This window comes from Rhizobium sp. FG113 (genome assembly GCF_057809895.1).
The window spans coordinates 42,006-57,734 of the sequence record NZ_JBMDKV010000012.1; the positions used below are offsets into that span (position 1 = coordinate 42,006).

The window sequence follows — 15,729 nt, forward strand, 5'->3', positions numbered from 1 at the left end:
CCCATGGACAAAAGATTTGGAACGGCGGCCTGCTGGTTGCTCATCATTCCCTATATCGGGCTGCTCTGGGTCCCCTTCTACAATTTTCACGATCCGGTTCTTTTCGGCTTCCCCTTCTTCTATTGGTATCAGCTCCTCTGGGTGCCGATCACCGCCTTCCTGACCTGGATCGCCTACCGGAGCATGCGTAATGACGACTGATCTCAACGTCACGGCGCTCAGCGTCTTTATTTTCTTCTTTGTCCTCGTCACCGTCATGGGCTTCGTCGCCTCGCGCTGGCGCCGGCCCGAAACCATGGCGCATATCGACGAATGGGGCCTCGGCGGCCGCTCCTTCGGCACCTGGATCACCTGGTTCCTGGTTGGTGGCGATTTCTACACCGCCTACACCGTCATCGCCGTTCCGGCGCTCGTCTATACCGTCGGCGCCTATGGCTTCTTCGCGCTGCCCTATACGATTGTCGTCTACCCCTTCGTCTTCATGGTCATGCCGGTGCTCTGGAAGCGGGCGCGGGACTTCGGCTATGTCACGGCCGGCGACGTCGTCCATGGCCAGTATGGCTCGCGTGGGCTGGAGCTTGCGGTCGCGGCAACAGGCGTCATCGCCACCATGCCCTATATCGCCCTGCAACTCGTCGGCATGACGGCGGCGCTGAAGGCGCTTGGCCTGCATGGCGAGGTACCGCTCGCCATCGCTTTCATCGTGCTGGCGCTCTACACCTATTCGGCGGGCCTCAGGGCGCCGGCGCTGATCGCCTTCGTCAAGGACATCATGATCTATATCGTGGTGATCGCCGCAGTGGCGCTGATCCCCTCGAAGCTCGGCGGTTACGCCAATGTCTTCGCTTCCGCCGACGCCGCCTTCCAGGCCAAGGGCTCCGGCAGCCTGCTGCTCGGCTCCAACCAGTATGTGGCCTATGCAACGCTGGCGCTCGGCTCGGCACTCGCGGCCTTCATGTATCCGCACACGCTGACCGGCATCTTCGCCTCCAACAGCGGCAACACCATCCGCAAGAACGCGGTGCTGCTGCCGGCCTACACGCTGCTGCTCGGCCTCTTGGCGCTGCTCGGCTACATGGGCCACGCCGCCGGCCTCAAGCTCGACAGCGCCAACGATGTCGTGCCGGCGCTGTTTCAGACGCTCTTCCCCAGCTGGTTCGCCGGCTTCGCCTTCGCGGCCATCGCCATCGGCGCTCTGGTGCCGGCGGCGGTGATGAGTATCGGCGCCGCCAATCTCTTCACCCGCAACTTCTGGAAGGCCTATGTAAACCCTGAGGTGACGGATGCAGGCGAAGCGAAGGTCGCGAAGATGACCTCGCTGGTCGTCAAGGTCGGCGCGCTTCTGGTCATCATCTTCCTCCCAACCCAGTTCGCCCTCGACCTGCAGCTCCTCGGCGGCATCTGGATCCTGCAGACGCTGCCGGCCCTGGTCTTCGGCCTCTACACCAACTGGTTCCGCGCCCCCGGCCTCCTCGCCGGCTGGTTCGTCGGCTTCTTCGGCGGCACGCTGCTGGTCTGGATCAACGGGTTGAAACCACTGCAGCCGGTGACGATGGGCGAGACCTCGTTCACCATCTACATCGGGCTACTGGCGCTGGCGGTGAACATCATCGTCGCGGTGGTGGTGAACGCCGTGGTGCCGGGCAAGGCTGTGGCGCGGGCGTGAGCGTGTTGTGGGGGGAGGGCTGCGGGAAGAGCCGTGGCCCTTTCACCGTGACATCAGGAACGAAGCAGCCGGCTGTCGAAAGGATAGCGTTTCACGTCTTCGATCACGATTTCGCCGGCTCTGGAATGCGATGGATTGATCAGCAGGTTGCGTGCCTCGGGCATGATGGCCGAGGTGACCCGGATGAGGCAAACGGTCTGATCTTGAAGAAGACGGTCACCAGCCATCCGCGTCCGATTGATATCTTTGAGGTCCACGTCGTCAGCGTCGACGTCGGTGATAGCGATATCGTCGGGGCAAGTGATCTTCAGCAGCTGAAAATCCCGGGGAAGCTGGCTAACATCGATCTGAACCAGAATTTCAAGCAAGGCCGTTGATGGGTGGTCACAGCAATAGACAACAGGCGTTCCAAGATTGTGCCAACGGCCGGGAGCGACGAGACCGCCGCGTCCGGATAGATCGGCATAATTGGAAATTCGCCACAGGAACATCGTCAGATGTAGATCCCGAAGTCGATCTGATGCAGAGCCTGCTCAACCAGAAGAGCGCCGGTCTCCGATTCCAAAAGATCGATCGGGACGATGCCCTGCATTCCGCGATTGGGCTTGCGGAGCCATCTGCGTGCGATTTCGGAATCTCCAAAAACGCGCTCCGCCATCGTCATGATCCGCACCAGCCGCAGCGCGCTGTCATTCTCTTCGACAGTGAGCGGCTGATGACTTCCGATCCGTCTTGTCAGCGTTCGGCGCGGTGCGACGAGGCGATAGATTTCATCCATGCTGAAGCCGAGTTGGGTGAGGTCGAACACCGACGATCCGTCATAGACGCGCACTTGGCCGTGCGAAGCGATCTTCAGCCGCTCCTGGATTGTCATGGCGTCCTGCTCGGCTGCCTTTGTCGCCACCATCGAAGCCTCCTGTGCCAGTTGCCCATAAATATAAGCGCAAATGGCCAGACTGCAAATGCAGCCTTTCGGCAGTCGATCTCCTCTTCCTTTTCCCACCAAAAGCGCCTATGAACCGGCGCGATGAACAAGTTCCGGCTGGCGATCACGATACGAATTATCGGCCCGGCCTTCCGCGCGCGCTAAGCGGCCGGAAGGTCCGGGTTTTCGGCGCTCGACCTCAGAGCGCTTCCGCCGCCACGATATTTCCAAGTCCGTTGCGCCCGTTTGCGAGGCGTAAAGCACGATCGCTAGAAGAGACGATTGCCAGACATGACCGATACAGCCGAAAAGATCGATTACTCCAAGACCCTCTATCTCCCCGAAACCGATTTCCCGATGCGCGCCGGCCTGCCGCAGAAGGAGCCGGAGACGGTTGCCCGCTGGCAGGAGATGGGCCTCTACAAGAAGCTGCGCGCATCCGCCGCCGGCCGCGAGAAATTCGTCCTCCACGACGGCCCTCCCTATGCCAACGGCAACATCCACATCGGCCACGCGCTGAACAAGATCCTCAAGGACGTCATCAACCGCTCGTTCCAGATGCGCGGCTTCGATGCCAACTATGTTCCCGGCTGGGATTGCCACGGCCTTCCGATCGAGTGGAAGATCGAGGAAGAGAACTACCGCGCCAAGGGCAAGGCGAAGCCCGACCTCAAGCAGGCCGACGCGATGATCGAGTTCCGCAAGGAATGCCGCGCCTATGCCGAAAAGTGGATCAAGATCCAGGGCGACGAGTTCAAGCGCCTCGGCATCGAGGGTGATTTCGACAATCCGTATCTGACGATGAACTTCCACGCCGAAAGCCGCATCGCCGGCGAACTGTTGAAGATCGCCATGAGCGGCCAGCTCTACCGCGGCTCGAAGCCGATCATGTGGTCTGTGGTCGAGCGCACGGCGCTGGCGGAAGCCGAGGTCGAATACCACGACATCGAGAGCGACATGATCTGGGTGAAGTTCCCGGTCGTGGGTGGCGCCGGCGAGCTGGCCGATGCCCATGTCGTCATCTGGACGACAACGCCGTGGACGATCCCCGGCAACCGCGCCATCGCCTACTCGCCGAAGGTCGCCTACGGTCTCTATGAGATCACGGCTGCTGAAAACGACTTCGGCCCGCAGTCTGGCGAGAAGCTGATCTTCGCCGACGCGCTGGCCGAAGAGTCCGCAAAGAAGGCCAAGCTCACCTTCAAGCGCCTGCGTGGCCTCTCTGCCGACGAGATGGCATCAATCACGACCGCCCACCCGCTCAAGGGCCTCGGCGGCGGTTACGAATTCCCCGTCCCGCTGCTTGCCGGCGACCACGTCACCGATGACGCCGGTACCGGCTTCGTCCACACCGCCCCTTCGCATGGCCGCGAAGACTTCGAGGCCTGGATGTCCTCCGCCAAGGAGCTGGAAGCCAGGGGTATCGACACCCGCATCCCGTTCCCGGTCGACGACAGCGGCACCTATACCGCTGACGCTCCCGGCTTCGAAGGCGCCCGCGTCATGGACGACAACGGCAAGAAGGGCGATGCCAACGAGCACGTCATCAAGACGTTGATCGAGCGCAACGCGCTGTTTGCCCGTGGCCGCCTGAAGCATTCCTATCCGCATTCCTGGCGCTCCAAGAAGCCGATCATCTTCCGCAATACGCCGCAGTGGTTCGTGTACATGGACAAGGACCTCAAGGACGGCACGACGCTGCGCACCCGTGCGCTGAACGCCATCGACGATACCCGTTTCGTACCCGCTGCCGGCCAGAACCGCCTGCGCGCCATGATCGAGCAGCGTCCTGACTGGGTTCTCTCGCGCCAGCGCGCCTGGGGCGTTCCGATCTGCGTCTTCGCCGATGAGGACGGCAACGTCCTGCAGGACGAAGAGGTCAACAATCGCATCCTCGAAGCCTTCGACGTCGAGGGCGCCGATGCCTGGTTCGCCGAAGGCGCCAAGGATCGCTTCCTCGGCAACGGTCACGACCACGCCAAGTGGACCCAGGTCATGGACATCCTCGATGTCTGGTTCGACAGTGGCTCGACCCACACCTTTACGCTGGAAGACCGCCCTGATCTGAAGTGGCCGGCCGATCTCTATCTCGAAGGCTCCGACCAGCATCGCGGCTGGTTCCACTCGTCACTCTTGGAATCGGCCGCTACCCGTGGCCGCGCGCCTTACAACGCCGTTCTTACCCATGGCTTCACCATGGACGAGAAGGGCGAGAAGATGTCGAAGTCCAAGGGCAACGTCACCTCGCCGCAGGAGATCATGAAGGATGCCGGCGCCGACATCCTGCGCCTCTGGGTCATGACCTCGGACTATGCTGACGACCTGCGCGTCGGCAAGACAATCATCCAGACCAATGTCGATGCCTACCGCAAGCTGCGCAACACCATCCGCTGGATGCTCGGCACGCTGGCGCACGACAAGGGCGAGACCTTCGAAGTCTCCGAAATGCCGGAGCTGGAGCAGCTGATGCTCCATCGTCTGGCCGAGCTCGACCAGCTGGTGCGCGAGAATTACGACGCCTTCGATTTCAAGAAGATCGCCCGCGCGCTGATCGACTTCGCCAATGTCGAGCTATCGGCCTTCTACTTCGACGTCCGCAAGGATGCGCTCTATTGCGACGCGCCGTCGAGCCTGCGCCGCCGCGCCTCGCTGCATGTCATCCGCAACATCTTTGATTGCATGGTGACCTGGCTGGCCCCGATGCTGCCGTTTACGACGGAAGAGGCATGGCTGTCGCGCAACCCCGGTGCCGTCTCCGTCCACCTCGAGCAGTTCCCCGAGATTCCAGGCAACTGGAAGAACGAGGCGCTGGCCGATAAGTGGAAGAAGATCCGCGCCGTGCGTACGGTCGTTACTGGCGCTCTGGAAATCGAGCGCAAGGACAAGCGCATCGGCTCCTCGCTGGAAGCGGCTCCGGTCGTTCACATCGCCGATGCCGAGCTCCTGAAGGCGCTTGAAGGCCAGGACTTCGAGGAGATCTGCATCACCTCGGGCGTCGTCATCGAGGGCAATGAAGGCCCGTCGGATGCCTTCCGCCTTGCTGAAGTGGCCGGCGTCAGCGTCGAGCCGAAGCTTGCGGAAGGTGAGAAGTGCGCCCGCTCGTGGCGGATCACGACGGATGTCGGCTCCGATCCCGAGTATCCCGACGTTTCCGCCCGCGATGCTGCCGCATTGCGCGAACTTGCGGCATAAACGCAAGAAAGTTGCCGGATGAATTGCGCTATCGCGGTTCATCCGGTAAAAGCTGCCTGAAATTGGCCGGATTTTTCCGTCACGGGGAGGATGTCCGGTTGAGCATTGACTGCACCGGCATGGCTGGAAGGGTTTTCATGTTATCGAAGCGTTGGTTCCGTTTGGGCGCATGCCTGACTGTTGCGATGGCAGGCACTGCGATGATGTCAAGCTGCACGAGCGGCCCCCGCTACGGCACGGACAAGACCGCATTCGAGCAGCTGACCGATGACCTTGGCCAATCCACCTCGCTGACCGGCACCGAGCCCAAGAACAAGGGCGTGAAGTACAATCCGCGTCCGGGCCTTGTGGTTCCGAAGGCTGGCGACAAGGAAAACCTCGTCGCGCCGCAGCAATCGATCGCCAGCAAGGACAATCCGCAGTGGGTCGAATCGCCTGAGGAAACCCGCGCCCGCCTCGTCAAGGAAGCCGACGAGAACAGCGACAAGTCCGGCTACCAGTCGCCGCTCGCCAACAACGAGGTCGAAGGCGGCCGCCGCACGACGGAAGCCCAGGCCAAGGCCTTCCGCGAAGCCCGCGCCATCCAGAAGGGCGCCTATATCGACCAGCGCCGCTACATCTCCGACCCGCCGACCGAATACCGCCAGGTCGACGACCCCACCAAGCTCGACGATCTCGGTGAGCCTGAGCTGAAGAAGATGAAGAAGAAGAAAAAGGACGCCGCTGTCGCCGGCTCCGGCAAGCAGTGGTGGAACCTGCTGCAGTAAGGTTTAGGGCTGGGCGGTAGCGAAAGCTGCGTTTTCTAGGCTATGATTCTTCGTTACGGCAGTGACGCTGGCGTGGTTCCGTGTGGCACCCCCCTCTGTCCTGCCGGACATCTCCCCCACAAGGGGGGAGATCGACTTGCGGTGAGGTTTACGCCAAACAATCAACGTGGAGCGAGCGGATGCTCCTAGCCAATCTCCCCACCTGTGGGGGAGATGCCCGGCAGGGCAGAGGGGGGTACCCCAGGGCACAACCTATCCATAGTCCCTAATCCCGCTTCCCCTGAAAGAACCCCCGCAAGATCTCCGCCGCCTGCACTTCGCTCATCCCGGAATACACCTCCGGCGCATGATGACATGTCGGTTGCGCGTAAAACCGCACCCCGCTGTCCACCGCACCACCCTTCGGATCTTCCGCCCCATAATATAGCCGGCGGATGCGGGCGAACGAGATCGCCGCCGCGCACATTGTGCAGGGCTCGAGCGTCACATAGAGGTCTGCCCCCGCCAGCCGCTCCTGGCCAAGCGCCTCGCAGGCCATACGGATGGCGGCCACTTCGGCATGCGCGGTGATGTCGTTGAGCTCGCGGGTGCGGTTGCCGGATGAGGCAATCACGGTGCCGTCGAGGACGACGACAGCGCCGATCGGCACCTCGCCGCGCGCGCCCGCGGCACGCGCCTCCTCAAGCGCCAGCTCCATAAATTGATTTGTCTTCACGATCCGACAATTTCCACTTAACCGCAGGGGCGCGAACTGATAGAAGGCCCCAAAAGGCAGGCAAACAACAAATGACATTCAAAGACAAGCCAAAACGGCCGGGTGGCAAGCCATCCCCGCGCGATACCGGCGCGAAATCGGGCGAGAAGCCCGCAAGGAAGTTCGCAAAATCGGCTGACAAGGCGGATGCCGTGTCCGACGTGACGAGCGACAGCAAGGCGGAACGCATCTCCAAGGTGATGGCGCGCGCCGGCGTTGCCTCGCGTCGCGATATCGAGCGCATGATCCTCGATGGCCGCGTCACGCTGAACGGAAAGCCGCTGGACACGCCCGTCGTCAACGTCACGCTGACCGACAAGATCGAAGTCGATGGCATGCCGATACGCGGCATCGAGCGCACCCGCCTGTGGCTCTACCACAAGCCCGCCGGCCTGGTGACCACCAACGCCGATCCGGAAGGCCGCCCGACCGTATTCGACAACCTGCCGGATGATCTGCCGCGCGTCATGTCGATCGGCCGCCTCGACATCAACACTGAAGGTCTGCTGCTACTTACCAACGATGGCGGCCTTGCCCGCGCGCTGGAACTGCCGACGACCGGTTGGCTGCGCCGCTACCGCGTGCGCGCCCACGGCGAGATCGACCAGGAAGCGCTCGACAAGCTGAAGGACGGCATCGCCGTCGACGGCGTGCTCTACGGCGCCATCGAAGCGACGCTCGACAAGGTGCAGGGCTCCAACGTTTGGCTCACCATGGGCCTGCGCGAAGGCAAGAATCGCGAAATCAAGAACGTGCTCGGCGCGCTCGGTCTCGACGTCAACCGTCTGATCCGCATCTCCTACGGCCCGTTCCAGCTCGGCGATATCCCCGAGCGGGCGGTGATCGAAGTGCGTGGCCGCACCCTGCGCGACCAGCTCGGCCCGCGCCTGATTGAGGACGCCAAGGCCAATTTCGACGCGCCGATCTACAACGCGCCCGCTGTGGCCGAGGAAGAAGAGGCCGACGCCAGGCCCGAGCGCCGCGAGCGTTCGTGGAAGCCGGAAGACAAGCGCGAACGCGCGCTGAGCCGCCTCGACACCAAGCGCGATGATAAACGCGATGACCGTCGTGGCGGTGATCGTGACCGTGGCCCAAGCCGTGGTGGCGACCGCAAGGACGAAGTCCCGAAGCGCCCGGCGCTCGGCAGCCGCCGCAACGCCAATGTGTGGATGGCGCCCGGCGCCCGTCCGCTCGGCGAAAAGGCAGCCGCCAAGGCCGAGAAGAACGCCCAGACGGCGCTCCGCCGTGGCGAAAAGCCCGGCCGTTCCAAGCCGCAGCCGACAAGCTACGACGAAGGCCCGCGCGTGCAGATCAACCGCGCCCGCGACGAAGAGGGCGAATGGATCCGCTCCAGCGATGTGAGCCGCGACGACGACCGCAAGCGCGGCGACCGCGGCTTCGGTGACCGTCCCCGTGGCGACCGCTCCTTCGGAGATCGTGGTGACCGCTCCGGCGGCGACCGCACGGCACGCGGCGACCGGCCTTATGGTGATCGCCCACCCCGTGGCGACCGCCCCTTTGGCGACAAGCCTCGCGGCGAGCGCAAGCCGCGCGAGGATGGCGACCGTCCGCGCTCCTTCGGCGACCGCCCACCACGCGGCGATCGGCCTTTTGGTGATCGTCCTCCCCGTGGTGACAGGCCGACAGGCGACCGCCCATTCGCAGGAAAGCCTCGCGGCGACCGGCGTCCGCGTGAAGACGGCGACGACCGTCCGCGTTCCTTCGGCGATCGTCCCCCACGTGGTGATCGGCCGTTCGGCGACAAGCCGCGCCGTCCGCGCGAAGAGGGCGATGATCGTCCCCGCGCGAACCGTTTCTCCGGCGAGGCTCGCTCCGAGCGTCCGGCCGGCGAACGTTCGTATGGCGACCGGCCACGTGGCGACCGTCCCCAGGGCGAGCGCCCGAGAGGCGACCGGCCCTTCGGCGAAAAACCGCGTGGTGACGGGCCGCGCGGCAAGAGCTTTGGCGGCAAGCCTGGCGGCTCCAAGCCGGGTGCGAAGAGTTTTTCGGGCAAGCCTTCGGGCGATCGTCCCGGTGGCGGTGGCAAGCCCTCGGGCGGGCCGTCTCGTGGTGGACCTAAGGGCAAGGGAATAGGACGCGGTGCGGATCGTCGGCGGTGAGTTTCGCGGACGGTCGCTCGCCGTGCCTAAATCCAACGACATCCGGCCGACTGCCGACCGGACGCGTGAGAGCCTGTTCAATATTCTGAGCCATGCCTATCCGGAATGCGTCGATGGCACCCGGATACTCGATCTCTTCGCCGGCACCGGCGCCGTCGGTCTGGAAGCCGTCTCGCGCGGCTGTCGCCATGCGCTCTTCGTTGAAAACAGCGTCGAGGGCAGGGGCCTGCTCTGGGAAAACATCGATGCGCTCGGCCTGCACGGCAAGACGCGTATCCTGAGGCGCGACGCGACCGATCTCGGCAGCGTCGGCAATCTTGAGCCGTTCCAGTTCCTCTTCGCCGACCCGCCCTATGGCAAGGGTCTCGGCGAAAAGGCGATGGCCGCGGCCGCGAGGGGTGGTTGGCTGTTTCCGGGCGCGATTGCCGTGCTCGAGGAGCGCGCTGACGTTGCCGTTTCGGTCGATCCTTCCTATCTGTTCCTGGAAAGCCGGATTTTCGGCGATACCAGGGTGCATTTCTACCGCTACCAGCCTGAATAGGTAGTGGTATCAGGGGGCAAAGGGTGACACAGCAGGCCGAAAAGACCAGTTCCGCGTTCCCTGCTCTCGAAGATGTCGCCTCCGGCGCGTCGCCGCGCGTGGCCATCGCGTTCGGCGGCGGCGGTGCCCGCGGCCTCGCCCATATCCACGTTATCGAAACACTCGACGAACTCGGCATCCGCCCAGTAGCGATTTCGGGCTCATCGATCGGCGCCATCATGGGCGCCGGCATGGCGGCCGGCATGACCGGCGAGGCGATCCGCGAACATGCGCTGATGACCGTCGGCAACAAGACTGCCGTGGTGAGTCGCCTCTGGGGCCTGCGCCCGCAGACGGTGCGCGATGCGGTGGCGAACGGCGTGCGCATCGGCCAGTTCAACCTCGAGCGTATCCTCAAAGCATTTCTCCCGGCCGATCTCCCCGATCGCTTCGAGGACCTGCCGATCCCGATGACGGTGACCGCCACCGATTATTACGGCCAGCAGGAAGTGCTGGTGAGCGAAGGCCAGCTGTTTCCGGCCCTCGCGGCCTCTTCCGCCATCCCCGCCGTCTTCATGCCGGTCCGGCTGCATGGCCGGGTGATGATTGACGGCGGCATCAGCAATCCTGTCCCCTATGAGTGCCTGATGGACCGCGCCGATATCGTCATCGGCATCGATGTCGTCGGCGCCCCTGAGGGCGACGGCACCCATATCCCGAACCGCATGGAGAGCATCTTCGGCTCCGGCCAGCTGATGATGCAGACAGCGATCACCCTCAAACTCCGCATCCAGCCCCCCCACATCTTCCTGCGCCCCGCCGTCGGCCGGACCGGTGTCATGGATTTTCTGAAGGCCCGCGAAGTGCTGGCCCTGTCTCAGGGCGTGAAGGACGAGCTGAAATATGCGCTCGATGGGGCGATCGAGGCGCATGCGAGATCCGAGCGGCTGTGATAACGTCCGCTTAGGAGGGCGTCATGAGCAACGCGAACTCACCACTGCGCACAGTCAGATTGAAAGCGTCCGACGACGTCTGGTCACTGATCGACCGCGTCGCGAAGCTACGAGGGCAGACAAGCGCCGAGTTCATAGTCGGTGCCGCGCAGCGCGCCGCCGAGGATGCCCTTGCCGATTGCCCGGTCGCGTATGTCCCGGCGTCAAGCTACGACCACTATCTCCAAATCTTGGATCAGCCGCCACGCAATGATGGTTTTCGACGGCTCATGCGCGTGGAAAAGCCCTGGCAGGGCTAAGCATCCGCCACCGCATCCCCCGTTCCCGCAAGCGGGTCCTGCGAGAAATCCATCGTCCGCTTCGGCTTGACCAGCGGTTCCGGCTTGACCGGCTGCGAGTAGAGCATATCGCGGCCGGCCTGTAGTCCCTCGGTGACCTGCAGCACCAGTCGCTGCTCGTCGCGGCGGCGGATGTCTTCGCCGATCTCGTAGGCGGCGGCCTCGCTGATGCCGAGGGCTTCCAGCGTCCGGCGGCCGAACAAGAGGCCCGATTCCAGCGTTTCGCGCAGCTCGTAGTCGACATTGAGGTTACGTAGCGCGATCGAGTGGACGCGGTCGTAGGAGCGCACGAAGAGCTTGGCCTCGGGGTAGTCGGCCTGCACTAGCTCGACGATCTTGTCGGTCACTTCCCGCTTCTGCGTGCAGACGACGACGATCTTGGCATGGTCGATGCCGGATGCGCGCAGCACGTCCTTGCGCGTGCCATCGCCGAAATAGATGCGAAAGCCGAAGGAGGAGGCCTGGCGGATGCGGTCGGCCGAGGTGTCGATGACGGTCACCGCGCGCCCGCCGGCAAGCAGGATCTGCGCCGCGATCTGGCCGAAACGCGAGAAGCCGATCATCAGCACGTCGGCGCCGGCACCCTCGAAGTCCTCTTCCAGCGTCTCCTTCGTCTCGCCGCTCTCGAGCCTTTTGGCAAGCTTGGTGCCGATCGGCGTCAGCGCCATGGAGAGCGTCACGATGGCGATCAGGAGAGACGCCGTGCTCGATGGCATGAGCGACGAAGCGCCCGCCGTCGAAAACAGCACGAAGCCGAATTCCCCGCCCTGCGGCAGCAGGAAGGCGATGCGGATCGCGTCATTGTGATCGGAGCCGGTTGCCCGGCAGAGCCCGTAGATGATCAGCGCCTTCGCCGCCATGACAACAGGCACGGTAACGAGGATGACCAGCGCATTGTCCCAGAGCACGTCGAGCTGCAGCGACAGGCCGACGGCGATGAAGAAGATGGCGAGAAGCACGCCGCGGAAGGGCTCGATATCCGCCTCGAGTTCATGCCGATAAGAAGATTCCGCCAGCATCACGCCCGCCAGGAACGCTCCCATGGCCATCGACAATCCGGCCATCTGCATCAGCGTTGCCGATCCCATGACGACGAAAAGCGCTGCCGCGATCATCGCCTCGCGCGCGCCGGTGCTGGCGATGATCTGGAACAGCGGTGTCAGCAGATAGCGCCCCATCACGATCATCGCGCCGACGGCGCCGATGGCGATCCCGAAATCGACGATCGGCGTGCCGTGGCCCTTGCCGGTGTCGAGAATGTTGATCAGCGCCAGAAGCGGCACGATGGCGAGGTCCTGGAACAATAGCATCGAGAAGGAGCGCTGGCCATATCGAGTGCTCACATCGCCGTCATCCTCGAGGATCTGCATGGCGAACGCGGTGGACGACAGCGCCAGGCCGAAGCCGGCGATGATGCTGCCGCGCCAGTCGAGCAGGCCGGAGAGGTCGGCAAGCGCCGTCAGCACCAGCCCGGTGAGGATCACCTGCGCCGTGCCCAGTCCGAAGATGTCGCGCCGCATCTGCCAGAGGCGGCTCGGCTTCAGCTCCAAACCGATGATGAAGAGGAGGAACACGACGCCGAGTTCGGCGACGTTGAGGATCTGCTCGCCATCCGTCAGCCCGTGAAAAATCGGGCCGATCACCACGCCGGCGGCCAGATAGCCGAGCACCGTTCCAAGCCCCAGCCGCTTGAAGATTGGGGCTGAAACGACGGTGCCGCCGAGCAGCAGGATCGTTTCGGTGAAGAGGGCGTTGGGCTCGGACATCCGCTAAGCTTCTTTCAATGGTCATGGTTGCGCAAGCAGCGCGAAAAAGAATCGGCACCGTCGGCCTTGATGCTTTCCGTAGCGCACAATAAATGGAACGCGAAGGAAAGGCCAAACCATGTCCTCTGAAATTGATTCCTCGACGCTTCTCTCCCGCGCCAGCCAGCTGATCGATCTCGCCAGGAAGGCGGGCGCCGATGCCGCCGATGCGGTGGTGGTCCGCTCCCGTTCGCAGTCCGTCAGCGTGCGGCTCGGCAAGGTGGAGGAAACCGAATCCTCCGAGAGTGATGATTTCTCGCTGCGCGTCTTCGTCGGCAAGCGCGTCGCCAGCGTCTCGGCCAATCCGGGCTTCGACATGTCGGTGCTCGCCGAGCGCGCGGTCGCCATGGCCAAGGTCTCGCCGGAAGATCCCTTCGCGTGCCTCGCGGATGAGAGCCGGCTCGCCAAATCCTATCCCGACCTGCAGCTGCTCGACAGCACCGAGGTCTCCGCCGATCAGCTGCGCGAGGCAGCGCTTGCGACGGAAGAAGCCGGCCTTGCGGTCAATGGCGTGACCAATTCCTCGGGCGCCGGCGCTTCGGCCGGTCGCGGCGGCATGGTGCTCGTCACCTCGCACGGGTTTGAAGGCAGCTACATGGGCTCGCGCTTCGGCCGCTCCGTCAGCGTCATCGCCGGCGAGGGCACCGGCATGGAGCGCGATTACGATTTCGACAGCCGCATCTATTTCTGCGAACTGGACGATCCCGCGGAGATCGGCCGCCGCGCCGGCGAGCGCGCCGTCAAGCGCCTGAAGCCGCGCCAGGTCGATACCGGCAAGAACGTCACCGTGATCTTCGATCCACGTATCGCCCGCGGCTTCGTCGGCCACATCGCCGGCGCCATCAACGGTGCCTCGGTCGCCCGCAAGACCAGCTTCCTGCGCGACAAGATGGGCGAGCAGGTGCTGAAATCGGGCCTGTCGATCACCGACGATCCGATGATCGTGCGCGGCCCGGCCTCGCGCCCCTTCGATGGTGAAGGTGTTTCCGGCGAGCGCATGGTGATGATCGAGGACGGTGTTCTGAAGCACTGGTTCCTTTCGACGTCGACCGCCCGCGAGATCGGCATGGAAACCAACGGCCGTGGCGTGCGCGGTGGCAATTCCGTGACCCCCGCCTCGACCAACTTGGCGCTCGAGCCCGGCGACATCTCGCCCGAGGACCTGATCCGCGGCGTCGGCAACGGCTTCTACGTCACCGAGCTGATCGGCCAGGGCGTCAACATGATCACCGGCGAATACAGCCGCGGCGCCACCGGTTTCTGGATCGAAAACGGTGAATTGACCTTCGCGGTCTCGGAAGTGACCATTGCATCGAACCTCAAGGAGATGTTCATGCGGGTGACGCCTGCCAACGATATCGACCGCAAGTACGGGGTAGCCGCCCCGACCATCGCGATCGAGGGAATGACGCTGGCCGGACGGTGATCGCGGGCTAAAGCGCGTCGCGATCTTTCAGATTCGCTCGTTGCGCTTTAGGTCTTTCTTTTACCGCATGTCTTCATCGCAAAACCGCTTCACACTTTTGCGCGACATGCTCTAGCCGCTGACGGATTGGAACTTGGGATGAGCGACGTGGACAATGCCCGCTGGCAGAGCGATCTGGACCTGATCGCCGACGCTGCAAAGCGGGCGGGTGCCGTGGCGCTCAGCCATTTCAACCAGTCGCCGGAGGTCTGGTGGAAGAACGAGGGCCGCTCGCCGGTCAGCGCCGCCGATTTCGCCGCCAATGAAATCCTCGAAACCATGCTGCGCGCCGCCCGGCCGGATTACGGCTGGCTGTCTGAGGAGACCGAGGATAGCGCCGATCGCCTGTCGCGCGATACGCTCTTCATCATCGATCCGATCGACGGCACGCGCGGCTTTCTCGCCGGCCAGAAGCTCTGGTGCGTCAGCGTCGCCGTCGTCCACAAGGGCAGGCCGGTGGCAGGCGTGCTCAACGCGCCGGCACTCGATGAGCTCTATGAAGCGGCCGCTGGTGGCATCGCCTTGAAGAACGGCCTGCCGATCCGCGTATCGGAGCCGAAGCCGCCCGTCCGTTTCGCCATTGCCGAGGATGTGCTGAACGGCTTTAAAGAGCCGCTGCGCGGCAGGATCGAGCGCGTCAAGCACGTGCCCTCGCTCGCCTATCGCGTCGCCATGGTGGCCGATGCGGCGATCGACGGCACCTTCGTGAAGCGCAACTCCCATGACTGGGATCTGGCCGCCGCCGATCTCATTCTGGAACGGGCAGGTGGCCGTCTCGTCAATCTCGATGGAACGGCGCTGACCTATAACCGCGCGGATGTGAGACACGGCGAGCTTTGCGCCGGCTCTGAGCCGCTGTTGAATGAATTTCTATCCCCTATCGCCGCGCGCTGAGCGGTTGACGTTTCCGTCAAAATCCCTCAGATGAAACGGCGGAGGAGCAGATGAAGGAAGTAACTGAAATGACCAAGTCGGGTGAAAAGAAGCAACTGTTGCACCTCGTGTTTGGCGGCGAACTGGAAAGTCTCGATGACGTGCAGTTCCGCGACCTCTCTGGCCTCGATATCGTCGGCATCTTCCCTGATTACGCATCTGCACTGACGGCCTGGAAGTCCAAGGCGCAGTCGACCGTTGATAATGCCCACATGCGCTATTTCATTGTCCATATGCACCGCTTGCTTGATCCCGAAGACAAGTCCGGCAAATAATTTTCGGCCGTCGTGG

Annotated in this window: 15 protein-coding genes; 11 read left to right on the top strand and 4 right to left on the bottom strand. The window is 63.5% G+C overall.

The window, feature by feature from the left end:
• Positions 1–3 precede the first annotated feature (3 nt).
• Both ACODTZ_RS23480 and mctP read left to right on the top strand, forming a co-directional pair.
• Positions 4–201 (top strand): DUF3311 domain-containing protein, encoded by a 198-nt coding sequence (locus tag ACODTZ_RS23480; RefSeq protein ID WP_018898575.1) that lies wholly within the window; start codon positions 4–6, stop codon positions 199–201.
• The gene (gene mctP, locus ACODTZ_RS23485; protein ID WP_489028531.1) at positions 191–1,666 is read left to right on the top strand and encodes a monocarboxylate uptake permease MctP; all 1,476 of its coding nucleotides are present in this window, start codon (positions 191–193) and stop codon (positions 1,664–1,666) included. The genes ACODTZ_RS23480 and mctP overlap by 11 nt, the downstream gene beginning before the upstream one ends.
• 53 nt (positions 1,667–1,719) lie before the next feature.
• Here mctP and ACODTZ_RS23490 read toward each other — a convergent pair whose 3' ends face one another.
• Complete coding sequence (locus ACODTZ_RS23490; protein ID WP_489028533.1) at positions 1,720–2,157, bottom strand: RES family NAD+ phosphorylase; 438 nt, start codon at positions 2,155–2,157, stop codon at positions 1,720–1,722.
• Positions 2,158–2,159: 2 nt separating this feature from the next.
• Entirely contained in the window at positions 2,160–2,573 is a 414-nt protein-coding gene (locus ACODTZ_RS23495) for an Xre family toxin-antitoxin system antitoxin (RefSeq protein ID WP_047508153.1), read from the bottom strand.
• A gap of 309 nt (positions 2,574–2,882) precedes the next feature.
• Between ACODTZ_RS23495 and ileS the strand changes: the two genes are divergently transcribed.
• The gene (gene ileS / locus ACODTZ_RS23500) at positions 2,883–5,783 is read left to right on the top strand and encodes an isoleucine--tRNA ligase (RefSeq protein ID WP_489028536.1); all 2,901 of its coding nucleotides are present in this window, start codon (positions 2,883–2,885) and stop codon (positions 5,781–5,783) included.
• Between the two features lie 137 nt (positions 5,784–5,920).
• On the top strand, positions 5,921–6,550 hold the full coding sequence (locus ACODTZ_RS23505) for a hypothetical protein (RefSeq protein ID WP_413394510.1): 630 nt from the start codon (positions 5,921–5,923) through the stop codon (positions 6,548–6,550).
• A 265-nt stretch (positions 6,551–6,815) separates the two neighbouring features.
• Here ACODTZ_RS23505 and ACODTZ_RS23510 read toward each other — a convergent pair whose 3' ends face one another.
• Entirely contained in the window at positions 6,816–7,247 is a 432-nt protein-coding gene (locus ACODTZ_RS23510; RefSeq protein ID WP_489028722.1) for a nucleoside deaminase, read from the bottom strand.
• 89 nt (positions 7,248–7,336) lie between these two features.
• Between ACODTZ_RS23510 and ACODTZ_RS23515 the strand changes: the two genes are divergently transcribed.
• The 4 genes from ACODTZ_RS23515 to ACODTZ_RS23530 are packed head-to-tail and all read left to right on the top strand — an operon-like array spanning position 7,337 to position 11,196.
• On the top strand, positions 7,337–9,424 hold the full coding sequence (locus ACODTZ_RS23515; RefSeq protein WP_489028538.1) for a pseudouridine synthase: 2,088 nt from the start codon (positions 7,337–7,339) through the stop codon (positions 9,422–9,424).
• Positions 9,405–9,965 (top strand): 16S rRNA (guanine(966)-N(2))-methyltransferase RsmD, encoded by a 561-nt coding sequence (gene rsmD, locus ACODTZ_RS23520; RefSeq protein WP_112944550.1) that lies wholly within the window; start codon positions 9,405–9,407, stop codon positions 9,963–9,965. Before ACODTZ_RS23515 ends, rsmD begins: the two co-directional genes overlap by 20 nt.
• Before the next feature lie 23 nt (positions 9,966–9,988).
• Positions 9,989–10,897, top strand: coding sequence for a patatin-like phospholipase family protein (locus ACODTZ_RS23525; RefSeq protein WP_489028540.1), 909 nt, complete (start codon positions 9,989–9,991; stop codon positions 10,895–10,897).
• 23 nt (positions 10,898–10,920) lie between these two features.
• On the top strand, positions 10,921–11,196 hold the full coding sequence (locus ACODTZ_RS23530) for a type II toxin-antitoxin system TacA family antitoxin (protein WP_489028542.1): 276 nt from the start codon (positions 10,921–10,923) through the stop codon (positions 11,194–11,196).
• Here ACODTZ_RS23530 and ACODTZ_RS23535 read toward each other — a convergent pair.
• The gene (locus ACODTZ_RS23535) at positions 11,193–13,001 is read right to left on the bottom strand and encodes a monovalent cation:proton antiporter-2 (CPA2) family protein (protein WP_489028544.1); all 1,809 of its coding nucleotides are present in this window, start codon (positions 12,999–13,001) and stop codon (positions 11,193–11,195) included. The genes ACODTZ_RS23530 and ACODTZ_RS23535 overlap by 4 nt on opposite strands.
• Positions 13,002–13,119: 118 nt before the next feature.
• Here ACODTZ_RS23535 and ACODTZ_RS23540 point away from each other — a divergent pair, with 118 nt between their 5' ends.
• The 3 genes from ACODTZ_RS23540 to ACODTZ_RS23550 all read left to right on the top strand — a co-directional run bounded on the left by ACODTZ_RS23540 (position 13,120) and on the right by ACODTZ_RS23550 (position 15,713).
• Positions 13,120–14,466: a TldD/PmbA family protein gene (locus tag ACODTZ_RS23540; protein WP_489028546.1), complete on the top strand. Its 1,347-nt coding sequence runs from the start codon at positions 13,120–13,122 to the stop codon at positions 14,464–14,466.
• Positions 14,467–14,604: 138 nt separating this feature from the next.
• Complete coding sequence (locus tag ACODTZ_RS23545) at positions 14,605–15,399, top strand: 3'(2'),5'-bisphosphate nucleotidase CysQ (protein WP_489028548.1); 795 nt, start codon at positions 14,605–14,607, stop codon at positions 15,397–15,399.
• 68 nt (positions 15,400–15,467) lie between these two features.
• Positions 15,468–15,713, top strand: a complete 246-nt coding sequence (locus ACODTZ_RS23550; RefSeq protein ID WP_026283020.1) for a DUF4170 domain-containing protein — start codon at positions 15,468–15,470, stop codon at positions 15,711–15,713.
• Positions 15,714–15,729: the final 16 nt, after the last annotated feature.